Annotated in this window: 16 protein-coding genes; 5 read left to right on the forward strand and 11 right to left on the reverse strand. The window is 57.7% G+C overall.

Annotated features, from left to right (window positions below):
- The 3 genes from FUU19_RS21675 to FUU19_RS21685 all read right to left on the reverse strand — a co-directional run.
- The coding region (locus FUU19_RS21675) for a non-ribosomal peptide synthetase (protein ID WP_230507353.1) at positions 1 to 5,667 on the reverse strand (5,667 nt) is incomplete at its 3' end.
- A 597-nt stretch (positions 5,668 to 6,264) separates the two neighbouring features.
- On the reverse strand, positions 6,265 to 6,954 hold the full coding sequence (locus FUU19_RS21680) for an LrgB family protein (protein WP_004936833.1): 690 nt from the start codon (positions 6,952 to 6,954) through the stop codon (positions 6,265 to 6,267).
- Positions 6,947 to 7,369 carry a CidA/LrgA family protein gene (locus tag FUU19_RS21685; protein WP_004936830.1) on the reverse strand — a complete coding sequence of 141 codons (423 nt, stop codon included), beginning with the start codon at positions 7,367 to 7,369 and terminating at the stop codon, positions 6,947 to 6,949. The genes FUU19_RS21680 and FUU19_RS21685 overlap by 8 nt, the downstream gene beginning before the upstream one ends.
- 140 nt (positions 7,370 to 7,509) lie before the next feature.
- Here FUU19_RS21685 and FUU19_RS21690 point away from each other — a divergent pair, with 140 nt between their 5' ends.
- The gene (locus tag FUU19_RS21690; RefSeq protein WP_141972318.1) at positions 7,510 to 8,397 is read left to right on the forward strand and encodes a LysR family transcriptional regulator; all 888 of its coding nucleotides are present in this window, start codon (positions 7,510 to 7,512) and stop codon (positions 8,395 to 8,397) included.
- A gap of 76 nt (positions 8,398 to 8,473) precedes the next feature.
- Here FUU19_RS21690 and FUU19_RS21695 read toward each other — a convergent pair whose 3' ends face one another.
- The 5 genes from FUU19_RS21695 to FUU19_RS21715 all read right to left on the reverse strand — a co-directional run bounded on the left by FUU19_RS21695 (position 8,474) and on the right by FUU19_RS21715 (position 13,563).
- Complete coding sequence (locus tag FUU19_RS21695) at positions 8,474 to 10,123, reverse strand: Na+/H+ antiporter (protein ID WP_141972316.1); 1,650 nt, start codon at positions 10,121 to 10,123, stop codon at positions 8,474 to 8,476.
- 197 nt (positions 10,124 to 10,320) lie between these two features.
- Positions 10,321 to 11,682, reverse strand: a complete 1,362-nt coding sequence (locus tag FUU19_RS21700) for an NCS2 family permease (protein ID WP_025304431.1) — start codon at positions 11,680 to 11,682, stop codon at positions 10,321 to 10,323.
- Between the two features lie 317 nt (positions 11,683 to 11,999).
- Positions 12,000 to 12,407: a VOC family protein gene (locus FUU19_RS21705; RefSeq protein WP_230489683.1), complete on the reverse strand. Its 408-nt coding sequence runs from the start codon at positions 12,405 to 12,407 to the stop codon at positions 12,000 to 12,002.
- 47 nt (positions 12,408 to 12,454) lie between these two features.
- Positions 12,455 to 13,123 carry a glutathione S-transferase family protein gene (locus FUU19_RS21710; RefSeq protein ID WP_049201475.1) on the reverse strand — a complete coding sequence of 223 codons (669 nt, stop codon included), beginning with the start codon at positions 13,121 to 13,123 and terminating at the stop codon, positions 12,455 to 12,457.
- Positions 13,120 to 13,563 (reverse strand): lipocalin-like domain-containing protein, encoded by a 444-nt coding sequence (locus FUU19_RS21715; protein ID WP_230489684.1) that lies wholly within the window; start codon positions 13,561 to 13,563, stop codon positions 13,120 to 13,122. Before FUU19_RS21715 ends, FUU19_RS21710 begins: the two co-directional genes overlap by 4 nt.
- 196 nt (positions 13,564 to 13,759) lie before the next feature.
- Between FUU19_RS21715 and bhsA the strand changes: the two genes are divergently transcribed.
- Both bhsA and FUU19_RS21725 read left to right on the forward strand, forming a co-directional pair.
- Complete coding sequence (gene bhsA / locus FUU19_RS21720) at positions 13,760 to 14,020, forward strand: multiple stress resistance protein BhsA (protein WP_025304435.1); 261 nt, start codon at positions 13,760 to 13,762, stop codon at positions 14,018 to 14,020.
- 149 nt (positions 14,021 to 14,169) lie between these two features.
- Entirely contained in the window at positions 14,170 to 14,919 is a 750-nt protein-coding gene (locus FUU19_RS21725) for a 3-oxoacyl-ACP reductase family protein (protein WP_141972312.1), read from the forward strand.
- A 266-nt stretch (positions 14,920 to 15,185) separates the two neighbouring features.
- On the opposite strand, the gene FUU19_RS21730 is transcribed toward FUU19_RS21725, so the two are convergent.
- The 3 genes from FUU19_RS21730 to ssb1 all read right to left on the reverse strand — a co-directional run bounded on the left by FUU19_RS21730 (position 15,186) and on the right by ssb1 (position 18,389).
- A complete protein-coding gene (locus tag FUU19_RS21730) occupies positions 15,186 to 16,796 on the reverse strand; it encodes an ORC-CDC6 family AAA ATPase (protein WP_230489685.1) in 1,611 nt (536 codons plus the stop codon).
- A 2-nt stretch (positions 16,797 to 16,798) separates the two neighbouring features.
- Positions 16,799 to 17,518, reverse strand: a complete 720-nt coding sequence (locus FUU19_RS21735; RefSeq protein ID WP_230489686.1) for a hypothetical protein — start codon at positions 17,516 to 17,518, stop codon at positions 16,799 to 16,801.
- A 337-nt stretch (positions 17,519 to 17,855) separates the two neighbouring features.
- Entirely contained in the window at positions 17,856 to 18,389 is a 534-nt protein-coding gene (gene ssb1 / locus FUU19_RS21740) for a single-stranded DNA-binding protein SSB1 (protein WP_063988542.1), read from the reverse strand.
- Between the two features lie 277 nt (positions 18,390 to 18,666).
- Between ssb1 and uvrA the strand changes: the two genes are divergently transcribed.
- Together uvrA and FUU19_RS21750 are read left to right on the forward strand one after the other, a co-directional pair.
- Positions 18,667 to 21,495: an excinuclease ABC subunit UvrA gene (gene uvrA, locus FUU19_RS21745; RefSeq protein ID WP_197834601.1), complete on the forward strand. Its 2,829-nt coding sequence runs from the start codon at positions 18,667 to 18,669 to the stop codon at positions 21,493 to 21,495.
- Between the two features lie 328 nt (positions 21,496 to 21,823).
- The gene (locus tag FUU19_RS21750) at positions 21,824 to 22,630 is read left to right on the forward strand and encodes a MipA/OmpV family protein (RefSeq protein ID WP_230489688.1); all 807 of its coding nucleotides are present in this window, start codon (positions 21,824 to 21,826) and stop codon (positions 22,628 to 22,630) included.
- Positions 22,631 to 22,857: the final 227 nt, after the last annotated feature.

Genomic DNA, 22,857 nt, shown 5'->3' on the forward strand with positions numbered 1-22,857 from the left:
ATAGTCACGCTCGGTACGGTTCCAGCCATGCAGCAGATGCTCCCGTTCGGCGAGCGGCAGCAAATCGATATGGGATACCGACCGAGCGTTATTCAGCGTCATCGCCCGCAGCGCCTGAATCAGGTAAACGCCGTAGCGTTCAGCGGTGGCGCGATCGAACAACGCCGTGGCGAAGTTCAGCGTGCCGCTGATGCCTTCGCCGGTATCGGCCAAGTCGAGCGTCAGATCAAACTTCGCCGCGCTGTATTCCAGCCCGGCCAGCTCGGCCTGCAGCCCAGGCAGCGGAATATCGCGCACCGAGCCGTCCTGCCAGGCCAGCATCACCTGGAACAGCGGGGTATAGCCCAGATGGCGCGGCGGATTGACCAGCTCCACCACCTGCTCGAACGGCAGATCGCGATTTTCCTGCGCCGTCAGCACCGTGTGACGGATCCGCGCGATCAGCGTCGGCAGATCCGGATCGTCACGAAGATCGATGCGCAGCGCCAGCGTACTGACGAAGAAGCCGACCAACGATTCGGTTTCCAACCGGCCACGGTTGGCCTCCGGCGTGCCGATCACCAACTCCTGCTGCCCGGCCATGCGCGCCAGCACCAGGCTCCAGGCTGCCAGCACCGTCATGAACAGCGTGCCGCCATGCTGCCGGCTGAACTGCCGCAGCGCCTGCGTCAGCTCGGCGTCTATCGCGATCGGCACCTCCCCGCCGCTGAAAGACTGCACCGTCGGACGCGGCCGGTCGGTTGGCAGCGTCAGCAGCGCCGGCGCATCGCTCAGCGTTTCGCGCCAGTATTGCGCCTGCGCCGCCAACCGCTCTGGCGTCAGATAGCGACGCTGCCAGGCGGCGTAATCCGGGTATTGCAGCGTCAACGGCGGCAGCGGATCGCCATCGCCGCGGCGGAAAGCACCGTACAACGCCCCCAACTCACGCAGCAGAATACCGGTCGACCAACCGTCGGAGATGATGTGATGACAGGTGAGCAGGAACAGGTGCTCCTCATCAGCCAGGCGGATCAGTGCGGTACGCACCAGCGGCCCCTGCGTCAAATCGAACGCCTGAGTGGCCGCCTGGCGGCAAAGCGTTTCGGCTTGCGCGGGGTGATGTCGCAGATCGTGGAACGCGAGCGGTAAGCCGTTAGCCGGCAAAATCTGTACCTGCGGCCGATCTTCCCGGGTGATGAACCGACTACGCAGCGATTCATGGCGCGCATAGAGCGCGTCCAGGCTGTGTTGCAGCGCCTGCCGGTCCAACCGACCGCGCAGCCGCAACGCCAGGGGGATATGGTAGGTTTCGCTCATCCCCTCCAACTGGGTCAGGAACCACAGCCGTTGCTGGGCGAACGACAACGGCAATTCCCCATCGCGCGCCACCGGCAGTATCGGCAGCGGTTCCTGAGTCGGCGCAACCTCCAGCGCCTGCGCCAGCACGTGCAGTACCGGGCTGGCGAACAGCGCCTGCAACGGTAACTGCCATCCGGCTTGTTGCACGCGGTTAGCCAGGCGCACCGCCATCAGTGAATGCCCGCCCAGTTCGAAGAAGTGGTCATAGCGACCGATGCGCTCTACGCCCAACAGCTCGCGCCAGATAGCCGCCAGCAGGTTTTCCGCCTCGCCCTGCGGTGGCGCATAGGCTTCGCGCACATAGGCATCGACCTGCGGCACCGGCAGCGCCCGCTTGTCCAATTTGCCGTTGCCGGTCAGCGGCAACGCTTCCAGCCAAACGTAAGCCGCCGGCACCACATAATCCGGCAACCGCGCCTGCAGATGCTGGCGCAATCCGGTCGCCAGCGTAGCGCGTTCGGCCTCCGGCGCCGGCACCACCCACGCCACCAGTCGCTTACCCCCGTCGCCATCGTCAATCGCGTCCACGGCTACGCTGCGCACGCGCGGCTCGGTACTCAGCTGCGCTTCCACCTCGCCGCATTCGATGCGGAAACCGCGGATTTTTACCTGCTGGTCATTGCGCCCCAGATATTCGATATCGCCACCCGGCAGATAGCGCGCCAGATCGCCGGTACGGTACATGCGCGCACCCGGCGCCCGGTTGAAAGGATCATCGAGGAAACGTTCCGCCGTTAATTCGGGCCGGTTCAGATAACCCCGCGCCACCCCTTCACCGCCGACGTACAATTCGCCGATTGCCCCCATCGGCACCGGTTCACCGTCGGCACCCAGCAGATACAAGCGCAAATCCGGGATGCGGCTGCCGATCGGACTGGTGGTAATCGCCGTATCCTGCGCAGACAGCGGCCGATAAGTCACGTGCACCGTGGTCTCGGTGATGCCGTACATATTGACCAATCGGGTCTGCCGGTTCTCTGGACGAGCAAACCACGGCGCGAGATCGGACGGCTTCAGCATTTCGCCACCGAACACGATCTCGCGTAGCTGCTGGCGCGCTTCGCTGTGCGCCTGAGCCTGGATAAAGGCCTTGAAGGCGCTCGGTGTCTGGTTCAATACCGTGATGCCGCTGCGGCAGACGAAATGATAAAAATCCGGTGCCGAACGGGCGATCGCCTGCGGTACGACGAACAGCTGGCCACCATACAACCAGGCGCCCCAGATCTCCCAAACCGAGAAGTCGAAGGCGAATGAATGGAACAGGCACCATTTGTCGGCAGCGCTAAAGTTGAACCAGGCGTTCGTCGCGCTGAACAGCCGCGCGACCTGTCGGTGCTCCACCATCACCCCTTTGGGTTTGCCGGTCGAGCCGGAAGTATAAATCACATACGCCAGGTGCGACGGGCGTACCCCGACGTCCTGCAGATCGCCGTTTTCCCCCGTCAACGGCTGTTCCAGCGCCAGTACCGGCACCTCGCAGTCGCCCAGCGCTTGTCGGCCAAGTTCATCCGCCAACAGCAGCACCGGCGCTGAGTCCGCCAGGATGTACTGTAGCCGCTCGCCGCTATAGGCAGGATCCAGCGGCACATAGGCGCCGCCGGCTTTGAGGATCCCCAGCAGCCCGACCAGCATCGGCAGACCTCGTCCGGCGCACAGCGCCACCAGGCTGTCCGGCTGCACGCCAAGCGCTACCAGCCGATGGGCCCAACGGTTCGCCCGGGTATTCAATTCCGCGTAGGTCAGGCTGTCATCGCCGTACGTCACCGCGATCGCCTCCGGCGTGCGTTTGACCTGCGCTTCGAACAGCCGGTGCAGACAAGCCGCCGGCGAATGTGAAGCGACGGTGTGATTGAGGCCCTGCAGCAACTGCGCGCGTTCTTCCTCGGAAACCAGATTGAGTTCGCCGACAGTACGACGATGAGCACCCGCTCTCACTGCATCGTTGAGCAACATCAGCAAATGTTGTGTCGCACGCAACATCTGTTCGTCAGCCACGGAGGCGGCGTCGTATACGCAGCGGAAGGCACCGTCAGCCTTACAGATTTGCAACACCGCGCGCGAGCCGGAGTCTATAATGGCGGCAACGCCCTCGTCTTCCGGCTGCACCCCCTGCGCCGAGCGCCGGCTGACGATCGATACCGCCGTCGGCCAAACCTGAGACGCTCGCAGATCCGCATCGCGCGTCAGCAATGCGGGGTGATAATCGGCATGAGCGCGCAACTGGCCGTATTCCTGCTCCAGCGCGGCCAATGCCTGCTGGAAATTACCGGCGGAATCAACAGAGACCTGCAGCGGCAGCACGCGCGCGCTCAGGTGAGCCCAACGTCCCCAATCCCGATCGTCCGAGGTGATCCACCCCAGCTGAAAATCGGTTTCATTGCACATGCGCGCCAGATACAGGGTTGCTGCCGTCAGCACCTGCTCGCCGGAAATCTTCTCCAGGCGCTGCCAGGCCGTCGCCTGCCAGCGTGCGGGAAGGCCCGCCTGGCGGCCAGGTCCCGGCGGGAACGGCGCCGGATAGAAGCGCGTCAGACGTGGTTGCCAGAAAGCGGCGCTATCGGCGCTGGCGCCATACGCCGCGCCTAACCGCGAGGCTTCGGCCGCGTTAATCGTCGGCAAGACCGAGCCGACAGACAGGCCGCAGGCCTGCGCCAGCACATCGCCTGGCTGAACAGATCCGTCGGCGCGCAAGAACGGCCCGACGCGCACCACGCCGGGGTTCGCGGCGATCGCCCAGCCGTCGGCCTCGATGTGCAACAGGGTACCGGGTTCGGCCTGCCGTTCATCGCTCACCGCCTGCAGCGCCGTCACGCCCAGCACACGCTCCGCCAGCAGGATCTTCGTCGCGCATCCCGCGCCATGGCTCAGCGAGCTCACCAGGCGCTGCAGCGCCTCAGCCGGGCGATCCCAACGAATGATGCCGCCGGCAGGCGGTTGCCGACGGTTGGTGTAAAAGCTGCCGCCGGCCTCGGCATCCGCCAACGTTGCCACCTGCCGATCCAACGCTTCGATCGTTCCCGTCGTTGAAGCGTTCAGCGCCCGTAAAACAAACTGGAAACGGCGCTGTAGAACATCCAGATCGCCTAATGAATTCGCATAAGCGGCATCAGAAAAAGTGACATCCAGCTCATTGGCCTGCTGGTCTTCGTACAGCATAATCTGTAGATCGCCGGACGGAATATTCCCACCATAATACCAACGGGTGCGGCACCCCCAGAAAGGATCGCCGTGGTCGAAAGAAACAATGTTAATTGAAGGGCCAAACCAGGCGGAATCCGTCGCGCCATTATCACGCCGAATGTCCTCTCCCCGATATAACTGGTGGCGAACCACTTTCGCTATTTCAGCCGCCACTTTCTGGATAAATTCAGCCAGGCTCAGCTGGGGTTCAACCTTGATAATCAAAGGGACAACGTTGGAGGTCATACCAATACTGTTTCGTTCTCTTGTCCCGGTCACCGGCATGCTGAAATTAAGATATTCACTGCCGGTCAAACTGTAGAAACATAATGCTACGGCGGTGGCCAATATATGTGCGCGGTGTACGCCGATATTATCGGCTTGTTGTTGCAGCTGATCCAATGCGTCTTTTTCCAGCAGCTGCGTATTGCGGTGCATCGCGGCGTCCGGGGTCAATATCGCTCTGCGTGACAAACTCTGCGGTGCGGCGGCGGTATATTCCCGCCAAAAAGCCTGATCGGAAGAAAAGCGTGAGGAGTCGCGGTATTTGATGTCGTTTTCATAAAGCAGAGAGAAATTGCAGTTGGCGAACTCAGGGATGACGCCACCGGACGCCAGCGCATTATAGTAAGCCGCGATGCGCCGCATCACTTCCTCGGCGCTGCGGCCGTCGGTGATCATATGGTGGAAACGCCGATAGAGGACATAGCGCTGCGGAGCGAGCGTAATCACATAAAAACTAAAAGGTTCCTCTCCTGTGGCGCGGCGCGGCAGCGCCGCATCCGCCACCATCCAGCGTCTGGCCGCTTGCAGAGGGTCAGGTTCTTTACTGAAATCGAGTGTGAACAGCGGCTCATGTGTACGTGGCGCGCGGTATTGATAAAGCTCACCGTCTTTTTCCACAAAATGCGCTTGCAGAGCCGGCGTTTCTTCGACGATGGCATCGATGGCTTGCCGCAGGAGCTTAACGTCGAGAGGCCCGTCAACCTGCCCATAGCCCCAGATATTGAACGACAACTCTTTGGAGATGTTCTCCCCCAGCCAGAGTTCACGCTGCGCGGTCGTTATTTCGTGCAGTTCGACTTTCTCCGCCGCGGCCTGAGCACCCGTACGGAATTCCCCACTCTTCACATCAGTTTGTTTGTTCATAATATTCTCTAGCACGTTTTCATTACGTTAATGAAAGGGACCGTCCGGATTTAGGCAAAGCCTGGCCGTCCGACAGTTCAAGTCAGAATAAAAAACCGTAGAAAAGCTGGGTCTCCCCCAACTAAGAAAGAATGAAATGGTTAATCCAGAGGTTCCCCCCTGTGCCTCAATTTGTAGAGCTGTGAAGTATAGGAGAGGATATTTTTTTTGGCGAAATGTGCGAAAGGGAATAAATGACCATTTTATTTCCCCGATATTACTCAGGGATGACGAGCGAATTCCTCCTGTATTAATCCGATATAATTAGAGAGAAATTCATATTCTTTTGTATTATTCACCACAGTTAATGTGCAACAATACTTACGATAAGAGCCTCTCCATATCAATAAGTTATACTTTATTGTTTCAATAAAAATAATTTACCTATTAATTAATTCATTGCCATTTAAAATGGGCGGCGATTTTGCCTGCGGCGCATCTATCGTTTTTTGTTATAACGATGGGAAAAATTATGCTGAAAAATTTCTTCGTTTTTTCTGGCGTCCATCAACGGCACCGTTCCCAAAAATGGGGCGGCAGAGCCCGCCCCGAGAGGTCTTACCACATCAGCCGACCGATCAACGGCGCGGCCACCACCGTGATAATGCCGGCCAGCATCATCACCAGGCTCGACACCACGCCTTCCTGTGGCCCCAACTCATAAGCGCGAGCGGTGCCGGCGCCGTGCGACGATGCGCCAAACCCGGCTCCCTTGGCCAGGCGGCTACGCACCGCCAACCGCAGAAACAGAATATCGCCTACCGCCATACCGAACACCCCGGTGATCACCACGAACAGCGCCACCAGATCCGGCTGCCCGCCCATCTGTTTGGCGGCCTCCAGCGCGAACGGCGTAGTGATCGAACGCACCGCCAGGCTGCGCTGCACCTCTTCCGGCAGCGTCAGCAGGCGCGCCAGCCACACCGAACTGTACACCGCCACCAGCACCGCCGTCGTTACCCCGGCGGTCAGCGACAGCCAGTGGCGGCGGATGATATGCAGGTTCTCATACACCGGCACCGCGAAAGCGATGGTTGCCGGCCCCAGCAGCCACAGCAGCCAGTGGGTTTCACCGATATAGTCCTGATAGGAGATGTGGGTGACCACCAGCAGCAGCACCAGGATCATCGGCGTCAGTACCAACGGCATCAGCAGTAACGTGCGGCGGCGGCGATACAGCTTCTTGTTGGCGAAGTACAGCGCCAGCGTCGCCAGAAAACAGGCCAGGCTAAGGATAAAATCATTCATGGCGCTGCTTCCGTCGCTGCAGCCAAATCTCCAGCCGATACACCCTGTCCACCACCAGTCCGGTGGCGCCCAGCGTCAGCATGGTGCTGACCGCGATCACCAGAAAGATCTTCCAGCCCTCGACCATCAGCAGCTGGGCATAGTTGACCACCGCCACCACCGCCGGCACGAAGAACAGCAGCATTTCCGCCAGCAGCCAGCGGGAGCCGGCCTTGACCCAGCTCAGCGGCAGAATGCGCAGCAGGATCAGCGCCAGCAGCATCAGCATGCCGACGATATTGGCGGGGAGCGGCAGGTGGAATTGTTGCACCAGACGATCGGCGATCAGGAACAGCGCCGCATACAACGCCACCTGAATCGGCACCTGCAGGCGGGTCAGCAGGGAGGGGGCAACGCGGCGTAACGCCAGAGACATGAAAGATGACCTCAAACAATAAATTAACGGCCTACAGTATACGCAGCCGGGAAACCACGCCTGAAATGAATTAAAATTATCTACATCATGCCGTCCGGGAATAGTTTCCCGCCGGTAGCGTCCCCAAGGAGAACCCTAACGTGGATGTCCGCACCCTGCGCTACTTCGTTGAAGTGGTGCGCCAGCAAAGCTTCACCCGCGCCGCGGAAAAACTGTTCGTCACCCAGCCCACCATCAGCAAGATGCTGCGGCATCTGGAGGAGGAGCTGGAGTGCACGCTGCTGATCCGCGAAGGCCGCAAGCTGCGCCTGACCGACAGCGGCCAGGCGGTGTATCAGCGCGGCCTGACGATCCTCGACGAATTCCGGCAACTGGAGGCGGAGCTGGAAGACATCAGCTCGGTGAAAAAGGGCGTGCTGCGGCTGGGCATTCCGCCCATGGTGGGCAGACAGATCGCCGATCTGATCCGCCGCTTTCGCCAAACCTACCCCGGTATCGAATTGAAGATTTCCGAGCTGGGCGGGCTGTCGGTCGAACAGGCAGTGATGTCCGGCGAACTGGATCTGGCGATGACGGTGTTACCCTTCGATTCGGAACAGCCGCTGACCTTTCTGCCGCTGCTGGGCCATCCGATGTGCGTGGTGGCACCGCGCACGCCGCAGTGGCTCAACCGCACCAGCATCAATATCACCGAATTGGCCGACAGCCCGATCCTGATTTATAACGAAGACTTTGCGCTGTACAAGATGCTGATGAAGGCGTTTCGCCAGGCCGGTTTTGAACCGCAAATCGCGGTGCGCAGCGGCCAATGGGACTTCCTCGCCTCGATGGTACAGGCCGGCGTGGGCATCGCCATGCTGCCGGAGCCGGTCTGCCGCTGGCTGGACAAGGAAAACCTGGTCTGGCTGCCGCTGGAGCCGCGCATGGAGTGGAAAATCGGGCTGATCTGGCGCCAGGGCAGCTACCTGTCGCACAGCGCGCAGGCCTGGATCGCCTGCTGCCGCGACTACTGGCCGCCGCTCAAGTAGCCAAAAAACAAGGGCCGCACAGGCGGCCCTTCAGAACAGAAATAAAGAGGAAAAACGTTAATTCCTCCTCTGAGGTTTAGCCTTCGCGCTCGATCAACAGCGCTTCGAGCAGGTCGAGATCGTGCAGCAGTTTTTGCAGCGTCTCGTTGCTGATTTTCTGCGTGGCGCGCAGATGGTACAGCTCGCCGCGCTCGGCGCGCAGCGCCGTCAGGCGGAAACGCCGCTCGAGGTTTTCCATCGCCAACGCATTCTCGATATCGTCTTTCGACGCGATGCGCCGTCGCAGCATGCCCGTCACCCGCGAGCTGACCTCTTTCAACACCTGCGGGTCGAGGTTTTCTTCGGTATCGGCAACCAGGCGCTCTTCCATTTTATTCACGCTTTCGATCGCCACCTCGGCCGCCATGGCGATCGCCATGCGCTCTTCCTGCTTGCTGGCGCTCTTGTCGGCCACCTGCACGCCACGCAGCAGCAGCGGCAACGCCAGCACGCCGACGATCAGCGACAGCAGGATCACCCCGGCGGCGATAAACACCAGCTGATAGCGCGCCGGGAAGGCGGTGCCGTCACTCAGCAACAGCGGTATCGACAGCACACCGGCCAGGGTTATCGCCCCGCGCACCCCGGCGAACGACGCTACCCACAGCTCACGCGTGCTGTAATCGCCGAACTGCAGCGGGCGCTTTTTCATAAAGCGGTTGCTGGTCTTCTTCATTATCCACAGCCAGGTGAAACGCAGCACCAGCAGCGCGGCGTAGATGGTGGCCACGTCCGCGAACAGGTACCAGGTCTGGATGGTCGGATCCAGCTCCGCCTGCAGGATAGAGGTTTCAAGAATGCCCGGCAGCTGCAGGCCCAACATGATGAACACCATGCCGTTGAACACGAACTCCAGCATCGCCCATACGCTGTTGGCGCGCAGGCGCATCGCCAGCGGCGCGTTGCGTATCACGCCGGACTGGCTGATGGTCATCCCCGCCGCCACCGCCGCCAGGATGCCGGAGACGCCGATGTGTTCGGCGATCAGGTAAGAAGCGAACGGCAGCAGCAGCAGGAACACGATCTGGGTCGCCGGATCGTCGCCGCTCCAGCGGCTCATCACCCGCAGCGATTTACTGTAGGTCCAGGTGACCGCCACGCCGGCCAGCAGGCCGCCGATCGCCACTTTGAGGAATTCGAGGGTCGCGCCGCCCACGGTGAACACCATGGTGCCCATCGCCACCGCGATGGCGAACTTGAGCGACACCAGGCCGGAGGCGTCGTTCATCAGCGCCTCACCCTCGAGCACGCCCATGATTGGCTTCGGAATGCGCCCTTTGCCGACGATGCCGGACAGCGCCACGGCATCGGTTGGCGACAGCACCGCCGCCAACGCGAAGGCCGCCACCAGCGGAATGCCCGGCACCATGGCGTAGATCAGATAGCCGACGCCGACCACGGTGATCAGCACCAGCACCAGCGCCAGGCCGAGAATTTCACGCCCATGGTGCAGGAATTCGCGCGTCGGCGTTTTCCAGCCGTCGGCAAACAGCAGCGGCGGAATGAACAGCACCAGGAACAGTTCGGGATCAAAGTCGACGTGCAGCCCGAAATGCGGCCAGGCCAACAGGGCCCCGATGGCGATTTGCATCAGCGGCAGTGGCACCTGGAACGGCAACATGCGCGTCACCACCCCGGACAGGGAGACCACCAGGATCAAAATGAGGATTGTAAAAAAGATTTCCATGCTTTCCTTAGACTCTACGATTCAGACGACATCGGCTCAGGGCCTGCGTTGGTCCCGATAGTAGATCACTTTTTTTACAGCCGTTAAAGCTTGTTGTGCCTTTCAAAACGCGGTGCAGAGCAGAAGAAGACTTATCTTAAGAAGGGAAATGCCGTGACAGGTTCCCCCGCCCGCCGGGCGAGGGAACTCTGAGGGGCTTAAATCGCCCAGCCGCCGGCGTAGAACGCCACCAGCGCCACGGCGATCAGCACGGTGCCGATGTTCAGCTTGCGCCATTCACCTGAGAAGATGCGGCCGATGACCAGCGAGCTGAAGCCCAGCATGATGCCGGTAACGATGTTACAGGTCAGCACGATGAACACCGCGCACAGCAGGCCGGCCATCGCGTCGACGAAGTCGTTGAAGTCCAGCTTGGTGACGTTGCTCAGCATCAGCAGGCCAACGTACATCAGCGCCGGTGCGGTGGCATAGACCGGCACCAGATAGGCCAGCGGCGACAGGAACAGGATCAGCAGGAACAGAATGCCGACCACGGTGGCGGTCAGGCCGGTCTTGCCGCCCGCGGCGGTGCCGGCGGCGGACTCGATGTAGACCGCGGCGGGCGCGGCGCCCACCAGGCCGGAGAAGATGCTGCTCAGGGAATCCGAGGTCAGCGCCTTGCCGCCGTTGATAATCTGCCCGTCTTTATCCAGCAGGTTGGCCTGCCCGGCCACCGCGCGGATGGTGCCGGTGGCGTCGAATACCGCGGTCATCACCAGCGCCAGCACGCTCGGCAACACCACCGGCTGCAACGCGCCCATGATATCCAGGCTGAAGATCAACGATTTGCCGTCAGCGTCCGCCAGGCTCGGCATGGCGAACAGCCCTTGGTATTTCACCGCCGGATCGACGATCAGGCCAATGATGGAAATGGCGATGATCACCAGTAGAATGCCGCCGGGCACGCGCAGTTTCTCCAGGCCGAAGATCACCGCCAGGCCAACCAGCGTCATCACCACCGGGAAAGAGGTGAACGCGCCGAGCGCCACCGGCAGACCATCCAGCGGGTTCTTCACCACCAGGCCGACACCGTTGGCGGCGATCAGCAGCAGAAACAGACCAATACCGATACCGGTGCCGTGCGCCACGCCCATCGGCAGGTTGCGCAGGATCCAGGCGCGGATGCCGGTGACCGAGATGACGGTAAACAGCACGCCCATCACGAACACCGCGCCCAGCGCCACCGGAATGCTGATGTGCTGGCCCAGCACCAGGCTGAAAGCGGTGAAAGCGGTCAATGAAATCGCACAGCCGATGGCCATCGGCAGGTTAGCCCACAGCCCCATCAGCAGCGAGCCCAGCCCGGCCACCAGGCAGGTGGAGACGAACACCGCCGCCGGCGGGAAGCCCGCTTTGCCCAGCATGCTCGGCACCACGATCACCGAGTACACCATCGCCAGGAAGGTGGTCAGCCCCGCCACCACCTCCTGACGCACGCTGCTGCCGCGTGCGGAAATTTTAAAATAGCCATCAAGCCCGCCGGTTGGTTTTGCGGCGTGGTTCGCTTGAGAGTTCGACATAGGTTACTTCCCCTGTGTTTCATGAATCGGCCCGTCGCAGCAGGCCTGTAATCTCGCCCGCGCCCGATCGTCACGTAATCGTTTACGTCACGTTCCGCTTCCTTGCCCTTCCGTCGCATCGCCAACGGCAATGCGCACCAAGGCAAACGTTTAACTCGCAGCGCGCGGTACGGGTAATTTATGGTGGTTTATTCAAGGCAAACGATTATCCTGCCTTCCATAGCGTCTAATCAACTAAAGATCGCGGCAATTTATGCAGAAAGTGGCGAGAATGGCGTCTGCACGATAAAACCGGGGCGAGGGACGCCCCGGCGAGATTACTGCACCTGTACCGCAGCGGGATCCATATACATCAATTCCCAGATATGGCCGTCCAGATCCTGAAAGCCGTGGCCGTACATCATGCCGTAGTCGCGCGGCTGATGATAAGTGTTGCCGCCGCCGGCGACCGCCTTGCGTACCAGTTCGTCCACCGCCGCCCGGCTGGGTTGCGACAGGCATACCAGCACTTCGGTGGCCTGTTTGGCGTCGCCGATCGGGTTCGGGGTAAACATCCTGAATTTGTCGTGGGTCAGCAACATCACGTAAATCGTGTCGCTGACCACCATGCACGCAGCGGTGTCGTCGGTGAATTGCGGGTTGAAAGTGAAACCCAGGTGGGTGAAGAACGCCATCGAGGCGGGCAGATCGCTGACGGGCAGGTTAACGAAGATTTGCGTAGCCATGGGCTACCTCCGATGAAGAATGACCCCATCGAGTATAGCCCATCAGGTTAGCTCAGCAGGTCGTAAGGGCCGCCCTGCTCCAACGCCCGCTGGTAGGCGGGCCGGGCATGAATACGCTGCAGAAAGCCGCGCAGTTTCGGGCAATCATCCAACGCGCCGCGCGCCGCCATCGCCTCCAGCGGGAAGCTCATCTGAATGTCCGCCGCGCTGAAGTCGTTGCCGACAAACCAGCTGCCCTTGTTCAGGTGCTGTTCGAGGAATTCGCAGTGCGGCGCGATCTGCTTGTCGAGATATTCGCGCTGCACGCCCTTGCCGATCGCGCCGGCCACCGGCCGCAGCAGCCAGGGGATCGGCGGCTGGCCGAGCCGGCTGAACACCAGTTTCATCACCAACAGCGGCATCAGCGATCCTTCGGCGTAGTGCAGCCAGTAGCGGTATTGCTGGCGCGCGTGGAAGTCGGTCGGCATGAACATCCCTTGCGCGTCATAGGCTTCCTGCAGGTATTCGATAATGGCGCCGGATTCCGCCAGCGTCAGATCGCCATCGACGATCACCGGCGATTTGCCCAGCGGGTGGATCTTTTTCAGCGCCGCCGGCGCCAGCATAGTCTGCGGATCGCGTTCGTAGCGTTGCACCTGATAGGGCACGCCCAGCTCTTCCAGAAACCACAGAATGCGCTGCGACCGTGAGTGATTGAGATGATGAACAATGATCATAAAGAAGCTCCTGTGCGCTGCCACACCAGTTCGCCCACCTGTACGCCGTTGCCGAGCTGCAAGGGCACCGTGCGCAACGTCAGCCGATCGCCGCTGAAAGCGTATAAACGCACCTGCCGGCTGCCTACCCAGTTGGGGAACGAACAGCCTTCGACCTGATGCATCACCCGCTGTTCGCTTTCCTCCACCTGATAGCGGCCGAAGTAGCAAATCATATTGATGAAGGCCGCGCGGATCTCCCGCTCGGACCCCTGCGCCAAATCGTCGGCGGCGAAGCGCGGCCGCACGGCACTGTAAAGCTGCGCTGCCATCGTGCCGTTGGCCTCATAGTGGATGCGCCCCAACACCTGCTCGCCCAGCGGGTAATTCAGCTCGCCGTCCTGGTTTTCAAATGCCGAGGACACCAGCGCCCAGCTGCCGATAAACGCGTTTACCGTCATTACGCTTCTCCGGTTAAGGATCGTCTGTAAAGGGTAGTGGCGATTTTTACCGCGCGCCAGCGGGTGAAAAAATAATCAGTTTATTTGAATGAGATACTCAAAACTCTCCGGTTTTTTATTCCAACCTGCCGCACTATTATTTAACACATCGAGAGACAACGGGCTCTCACCCAATCAATACGCTGAGGAATACATCATGAAAAACGTCAAAATTTTTGCTACCGCTGCGCTGCTGGCTACCGCTTCTTTCGCTACCTTCGCCGCTGACCTGCCTTCCAGCCAACCCGCTGCAGACGCCCAGAAAATCGGCGTAGTCTCCGTTAGCGGCGCCACCAACCTGAGCGCGTTGGAAAGCGAACTGGCCAGCAAAGCCGCCGCGTCGGGCGCCAGCTCATACCGCATCGTCGCCGCCGGCGGTCAGAACAAACTGTACGGCACCGCAGAAATCTTCAACTGATCGTCGAACAGCCAACCGACGGAAGAAAGAAGCCCCGCAAGGGGCTTTTCTCGTTGTGGGCAGGCAAAGCTCTTTGTGAACAGTGGCCGCCAGACATTTCACCGATACTGGGAATCACGCCTTACCCTCACCCACTTTGGAGAAATAACATGACCACAGCACACCCTCTGCAAGGCAAAGTCGCGTTCGTTCAGGGCGGCTCACGCGGCATCGGCGCCGCCATCGTGAAACGGTTGGCGAACGAAGGCGCCGCCGTCGCCTTTACCTACGCCGCCTCGGCCGATCGCGCCGAAGCAGTGGCGAGCGCCGTTACTGTCGCCGGCGGCAAAGCCCTCGCCATCAAGGCCGACAGCGCCGATGCCGCGGCGCTACAGCAGGCGGTGCGCCAGGCGGTCAGCCACTTCGGCAACCTGGATATTCTGGTGAACAACGCCGGGGTATTTACGCTGGGCAGCACCGAGGAGCTGGCGCTGGACGATTTGGATCGCATGCTGGCGGTCAACGTGCGCAGCGTGTTCGTCGCCAGCCAGGAAGCGGCGCGCCACATGAACGACGGCGGCCGCATCATCCACATCGGCAGCACCAACGCCGAGCGCGTGCCGTTCGGCGGCGCGGCGGTGTATGCAATGAGCAAATCGGCGCTGGTCGGCCTGACCAAGGGCATGGCGCGCGATCTCGGCCCGCGCGGCATCACCGTCAATAACGTGCAGCCCGGCCCGGTGGACACCGAAATGAACCCGGACGCCGGCGAATTCGCCGATCAACTCAAGCAGCTGATGGCGATCGGCCGCTACGGCAAAGATGAAGAGATCGCCGGCTTCGTCGCCTACCTGGCCGGCCCGCAGGCGGGTTATATCACCGGCGCCAGCCTGAGCATCGACGGCGGCTTCTCGGCGTAACGTCCCTGAAATGCAAAAAGCCCCTTTCGGGGCTTTTTTATTGGCTGCAAACAGTGAGACCGCATAGATATATTGACACAGCCAAATTTTTGAAACTACAAATATACATAATCATATGTTTAGTATCTAGCTCGCTTTCAATATGATCATCAATATCTTTCGTTGACTCTCTAGCTTTATGAACAGCATTCAAGGTAAATAGGCAGCCTAACTCTACGTTAGAAAAACTGCCAAATATTAAAAAAAAAACCAGAACACCTTCAAAACTAGCCTGAAAGATACTCTAGTACAGCTGCAACTGCGGCATTACGCATTCTACGAGCTCTTATATCACCGATATAGTTTGCTTCTTTAAGCTTTGCTTCCGTTGCATTTAATACATCGCCAACAGAATTTAAGCCAAGTTCAGAAAGTTTGTCCAACTGCCATGTAGTCAAATCTAGTACATGGGCGGGCCTCTCCAACTGAATATTTAGAGCCAATGTCATTACCTCATCTGTAATTAACTCAGCCTGTTCAGTAAGTCTTCTATAAGATGGGTGATTTGAACCATATTCAGTCATCCGCTTTGGAGTTAACTCCTTCGCAACTTCAAATGAAGTACTAGTTGGCGTAGACTCTAAGGCAAAAAGGCAGCCAAGGTTAATTAAATACCGCTTACCAATCTCAGCACGAGTTGCTTTAATTCCAACAGCATGCTCAACCACAATACCTGTATATGCAAGTACACGTAGCGCTTCTTTTACTAGTTCAGGTGCATCCCGGTGAATCCAAAAGAATGCAGACGTTGCCTTATCAGACAAAAGATATTGATCATTTTTATTTTTTATATCAGGGATAACTTGAGACTCGATAAAATCCCTTCCCCAATCAATTAATGCTCTGTGCCCAACATACTTTTCAGATAAGGTAGAATGCTCCGCCCAAATATCAGTTCTATAGAACTCCCTAATGGTTTCATTAACCTGTTGAGAGTTTATTTTCGGGCACTGAGCTATTGTTTTTAATAACAACCGTGGATTACCCGTCGCAGCATAAGCCAATGTTGAAAAATTCTTTCCATTTTGAGCAATCTGAGTAAGAATATTGCTATCCGCTTGTTTTTGGACTATTTCCCTCATATTCTCAACATAATCAGTAGAGAGTATATCCCGATCTATTGTAAGCATCGTCGCATCATGTACTGGCTGGAAAGTCTCTCCAAATGTTGTCACACCAGGATAAACAGCAGCATTACAAGTAATGCAATGTGAACGTAAATCCCTAAACATCGTGAAAAATTGGCGTTGCTGTTCAGGTAAGAAAATATGTGCAGCTTCATCAAAAAGGAAAGCAAATCTGGAAATATTCAATTCATCAGCCAGATCCTCTAAAGCCTCTTTGAAATCATCAATGCTTGGAAGCCCTTCAACATCCACAGCAACTTGTGGTGTTTTCCAAGAAATCTCGTAAGAGTCAGCGATTTCCTCAACTTTCGTACGCTCTAATGTTGTGGAAATTTTGCCACCAGCAAGTAATCCAATACTCCTTGGTACACCACCGAGTAAACCAGCCTTTGTTAAACTTCTCATTACAGTTGAGCAAATTCGAGCAAGCATCCAATGCTTAAACTGATCTGGATCCGATGATTGAAGCAAAGAACTTCTCACAAAGCTAATATAGACAGGAAAAACACGTTCTTTTTCAATTGAATCTATGAGTTCCTTCTGCGCTACACGAAGAAGAAATGACTTACCTACACCTCGACTTCCTACCAATACAACAGGGTTTCTATTTTTCAGCGCATCGACAACCTGACGATCTTTTGAAGTTTCTACAAAATAATTAAGAACTTCATCGGGACGTATATCTTCTGTACGAAAGAAAAAATCTGCCATAATTACTTAGCTCCCAATGGGGTTGCAAATAATTCCTGAACTGGTGCCAAATCTCCGATAGTTTCCAAAACTATAGGTTCCAAACGTTCCACAGTTTCTTTACTAACATAATTCAGATAGCGAGCTGAAAAAGTAAAAATAATAGCCAACCTAATGATTTTCGCCTTATCATGCCAAGAGCAAAAAACATCATTCTGAAAATTCATATCAGCCGGTAGAAGCACATGAGTCCTAGCATTCCCATGAACGAACTCAGAACATTCGCGATAAACAGTTTCTGCAATCGCGGAGTACTGCTTTCCATAATCAGAAAAGCCGGGATTAAATGCTCGAATAAAATTGGTAGAAAACACACCTGTTTGCGGATCTTTTAAAGCACTCCAGTTTATATCTTTTGAATCTTTAGCCCATAATCGATAATCTATCTCATGAGCAGAAAACTGCACTGTTGCAAGCATAAGCTCAAAGAAAAGCCGCAAACCACCAAAAGCGTGCCTATATTGGCCAGAAACCAAGGCAAAAAGAGCAAACTGATACTCCCTCACAGCGGAGTCAAGAACAGCAGCTTCTGGACGACCTGAAATAGCCAACTTTAGCACATCATAGTCTAATAAATAATTATGAGAAACAGTCAAAGCCTCAGTTCCTGAGGCTTCGACCATTGCTCCCATAACGGTATTGGAATTTTGTATAAGTGACTGATAATAATGAATAACATCCATGAGTTTATTCCTATCGCAAGCTATGTATTATTAAATTATCATATTGCAGTTCTGTCGTACGAATGAGGTAACACGTAAATTTAATGAAGGTATTCTAGCATCGTTATTACCATGCAGTTTCCACCGACATATAATTAGTGAAGAATAATACAGAATACAATATTACTCAATGAAAAATATCGAAAACTTCATAATTAAGCCATGCCACTTTCATTAATTTAATTTACAATTATTCTCATTGCATTCACTCTCATATAATTCTTTAACGACTCCCCCTAATAAATAAACCCCCGCAATGCGGGGGTTAGGCTTAACATACTATAAAATTTCTATATTTTTAGAACGGGATATCGTCGTCGAAATCCATTGGTGGTTCGTTGCTGCTGGCCGCCGGAGCGCTGTTCTGCGCCGGGCGAGACTGCTGCTGGCCGCCGCTGAACTGGTTGCCGCCCTGTGGCTGCTGAGGCTGGCCCCAACCGCCCTGGCCGCCGGCAGATTGACCGGCCGGTGCGCCGCCGCCCTGACGGCCGCCCAGCATCTGCATGGTACCGCCAACGTTAACCACCACTTCGGTGGTGTATTTTTCCACGCCGGATTGATCGGTCCATTTACGCGTCTGCAGGGAGCCTTCGATGTAGACCTGAGAGCCTTTACGCAGGTATTCGCCCGCCACTTCGGCCAGTTTGCCGAACAGCACGACGCGGTGCCACTCGGTCTTCTCTTTCTGTTCGCCGGTCGCCTTGTCACGCCAGCTTTCGGAGGTCGCCAGGGTAATGTTGGCCACTGCGCCGCCGTTCGGCATGTAACGGACTTCTGGATCCTGACCCAGATTCCCGACCAGAATTACTTTGTTTACGCCTCTGCTGGCCATGAGCACTTCTCCCGATGATTGATTTCTACACAGTATAAACGCGTCAGTTTACCACGCTGAGTGCGAAACCACACCCGTGTTGATAAGTGCGAATTGCATTCCAGAATTGTCTTTTCGATCGACCTTGTTGCATTCGCATACTGGATATTCATTCAGGTTTTTTTGTGTCATAATTATGCGTTTCGACCAGGCTGTGCCGGTTTTTTGCGAGATCCATCACAAAATCCCCCGCAAAAATCGCGACAGGCGCGGTGTATCATCAAGACGGGAAGTGTAAATGGACAATATCGAAGTTCGTGGTGCTCGAACCCATAATCTGAAAAACATCAACCTGATCATCCCGCGTGACAAACTGATCGTCGTCACCGGCCTGTCCGGTTCCGGTAAGTCATCGCTGGCTTTCGATACGCTGTATGCCGAAGGGCAGCGGCGCTACGTCGAATCGCTCTCCGCCTATGCGCGCCAGTTCCTGTCGCTGATGGAAAAACCGGACGTCGATCATATCGAAGGCCTGTCGCCGGCGATCTCCATCGAGCAGAAGTCCACCTCGCACAACCCGCGATCCACGGTCGGCACCATCACCGAGATCCACGACTACCTGCGCCTGCTGTTCGCCCGCGTCGGCGAGCCGCGCTGCCCGGATCACCATGTGCCGCTGGCGGCGCAAACCGTCAGCCAAATGGTCGATAACGTGCTGAGCCAGCCGGAAGGCAAGCGCCTGATGCTGCTGGCGCCGGTGGTGAAAGACCGCAAGGGCGAGCACACCAAAACGCTGGAAAACCTGGCCGCCCAGGGCTATATCCGCGCGCGCATCGACGGTGAAGTGTGCGATCTGTCCGATCCGCCGAAGCTGGAGCTGCAGAAGAAACACACCATCGAAGTGGTGGTCGATCGCTTCAAAGTGCGCGACGACATGGCGCAACGCCTGGCCGAATCGTTCGAAACTGCGCTGGAACTGTCCGGCGGCACCGCGGTGGTGGCGGACATGGACGACGAAAAAGCGGACGAGCTGCTGTTCTCCGCCAACTTCGCCTGCCCGATCTGCGGCTACAGCATGCGCGAGCTGGAACCGCGCCTGTTTTCCTTCAACAACCCGGCCGGCGCCTGCCCGACCTGCGACGGCCTGGGCGTGCAGCAGTTCTTCGATCCGGATCGCGTGGTGCAAAACCCCGAGCTATCGCTGGCCGGCGGCGCGATCCGCGGCTGGGATCGCCGCAACTTCTATTACTTCCAGATGCTGCGTTCGCTGGCGGAGCACTATGAGTTCGACGTCGAGGCGCCGTTCAACACCCTGAGTGCCGACGTACAGAAGGCGGTGCTGAGCGGCTCCGGCAAAGAGTCGATCGAATTCAAATACATCAACGATCGCGGTGACACCACCGTGCGCCGCCATCCGTTCGAAGGCGTGCTGCACAACATGGAGCGCCGCTACAAAGAGACCGAATCCAGCGCGGTGCGCGAAGAGCTGGCGAAATTCATCAGCAACCGCCCTTGCGCCTCGTGCCACGGCACCCGCCTGCGCGAAGAAGCGCGCAACGTATTCGTCGAAGACACTACGCTGCCGGAGATCTCCGATCTGAGCATCGGCCATGCGATGACCTTCTTCCAGAACATGAAGCTCAGCGGCCAACGCGCCAAGATCGCCGAAAAAGTGCTGAAAGAGATTGGCGATCGCCTGAAATTCCTGGTGAACGTCGGCCTGAATTACCTGTCACTGTCCCGTTCGGCGGAGACGCTCTCCGGCGGCGAAGCGCAGCGTATTCGTTTGGCCAGCCAGATCGGCGCCGGCCTGGTGGGCGTGATGTACGTGCTGGATGAGCCGTCGATCGGCCTGCACCAGCGCGATAACGAGCGCCTGCTGGAAACGCTGATCCACCTGCGCAACCTCGGCAACACGGTAATCGTGGTGGAGCATGACGAAGACGCCATCCGCGCCGCCGACCACGTGATCGACATTGGCCCCGGCGCCGGCGTGCACGGCGGCCAAGTGGTGGCGGAAGGCACCGTCGACGACATCATGGCGCAGCCGGAGTCGCTGACCGGCCAGTTCCTCAGCGGCAAGCGCGAGATCGCCATCCCCGCGCAGCGCGTGCCGGCCGATCCGACCAAGGTGTTGAAGCTGAGCGGCGCGCGCGGCAACAACCTGAAGGACGTGACGCTGACGCTGCCGGTCGGTCTGTTTACCTGCATCACCGGCGTTTCCGGCTCCGGCAAATCGACGCTGATCAACGATACGCTGTTCCCGATCGCCCAGCGCCAGCTTAACGGCGCCACCATCGCCGAACCGGCGCCGTTCCGCGAAGTGACCGGCCTGGAACATTTCGACAAGGTGATCGACATCGATCAGAGCCCGATCGGCCGTACGCCACGCTCCAACCCGGCCACCTACACCGGCATCTTCACCCCGGTGCGCGAGCTGTTCGCCGGCGTGCCGGAATCGCGCAGCCGCGGTTATACGCCGGGCCGCTTCAGTTTCAACGTCAAGGGTGGGCGCTGTGAAGCCTGCCAGGGTGACGGGGTGATCAAGGTCGAGATGCACTTCCTGCCGGATATCTACGTGCCGTGCGACCAGTGCAAGGGCAAACGCTATAACCGCGAAACGCTGGAAGTGAAGTACAAGGGCAAAAGCATCCACGAAGTGCTGGAGATGACCATCGAAGAAGCGCGTGAGTTCTTCGACGCGGTGCCGGCGCTGGCGCGCAAGCTGCAGACCCTGATGGATGTCGGCCTGTCGTACATCCGCCTCGGCCAGTCGGCCACCACGCTCTCCGGCGGTGAGGCGCAGCGCGTCAAGCTGGCGCGCGAGCTGTCGAAGCGCGGCACCGGCCAGACGCTGTATATCCTCGACGAACCGACCACCGGTCTGCACTTCGCCGATATCCAACAGCTGTTGGCGGTGCTGCACCAATTGCGCGATCAGGGCAACACTATCGTGGTCATCGAGCATAACCTGGACGTGATCAAGACCGCCGACTGGATCGTCGATCTGGGGCCGGAAGGCGGCAGCGGCGGCGGCGAGATCCTGGTCGCCGGCACGCCGGAAACCGTGGCCGAGTGTGAAAAATCGCACACCGCACGCTTCCTGAAACCGCTGCTGGAAAAATAACGGCGGGTTATCCCTCTCAATGAGGCGGAATAGGCCGCCTCGTTGAGCGTTACCCCCTCACCACCCGAGTAACGGCAAATCCTCTTCTCTGCATCATTCCTTTAAAAACAGGCAGTTTCTTCCCGGCCAATAATAAACTTCTCTCATCATGCCGCTCGTTTGGCTGTTGTTTATTCCTCATGCGTTTCACTGTTGCGGTGAAATAACGCCAATGACGCGCCGTCGTCTGCCAATTAATCAATATAAACCTGGCGTTTATAAATAAGCTGTAATTAATCGCCGGCCTGCAGGCCGTATATTCAATGGGATGATATAAAAGGTGTTTAACGTGGATAATAAACTGGCTACCTCTGCCACCGCGCTGTTCTTTCTGTTTCCTCTCGCCGCTCAGGCTCAGGACGGCGAGGCCTCTTTAACGCTCGCCGGCGGCCTCGCCGTCGCCCCCGCCTATGAAGGCTCTTCTTTTTACAGCATTGAACCCTTGTATCAGGTGAACGCCGGCTATCAAAACGCCAGCTGGGGAGAGTTCAGCGCAGGCAGCGAAGGTGCACGCTGGCAATTCCCTCTCGCCGGCCCCGTCGGCATCGCGTTATTGCTCAACTATGACGTCGGCCGTGACGAGGAAATCAGAACCTTGCGCGGGCGCAACACCCGACTCAAAGGCATGGGCAAGCTGGGTGGCGCACTGGAGGCCGGCGCCGAACTGAGCTACCAACTCGATCCTTTTCGCGCCTACGTAAAAGGCATGCAGGCGACGCGCAAGCGCAGCTACGGCGGGGAAGAACTGGGCCACACGGCCTATGTGGAAACCGGGCTCACCGGGCAATATCCGCTCAGCGAACGGCTGACGCTTATCGGCAACCTTTCCACCACCTGGGCCAACAGCGGCTATCAGCGCGGCTATTTCGGCGTGACGTCACAACAGGCACAGCGCAGCGCTTTCAGCACTTATCGGCCGGGCAGCGGTTTCAAGGACGCGACCCTCACCGCCGCCCTCAATTACCAATGGCGACCAAACGTGGCCTTCCAGGCCGGGGTTGGCGTGACCCGCCTACTGGGCGACGCGGCCGACAGCCCTATCGTCGAAAAAACCACGTCGGGTATGGCCTTCACCAGCGCCAGCTACAGCTTCTGATGCTTTACCCAATGAGAGCGAGCGCGTACGCCAGACAGATAACGCAATAACGCGACGGCGAAAAAATAAACTATAGTTTAACGAATTGTGAGGTAAACAGGCGGATAATTAAGCCATGTCATATTTACCTGACAATATCTGGCGTTACTCGCCCTTATTAAGGATATTTTATGTGCCAACATCATTCGACAGAAAGTCGGAACTTCACGGCATTTCGCCACCGCTGG

The organism is Serratia montpellierensis, assembly GCF_020858655.1.
Taxonomy (GTDB): Bacteria; Pseudomonadota; Gammaproteobacteria; order Enterobacterales; family Enterobacteriaceae; genus Serratia; species Serratia montpellierensis.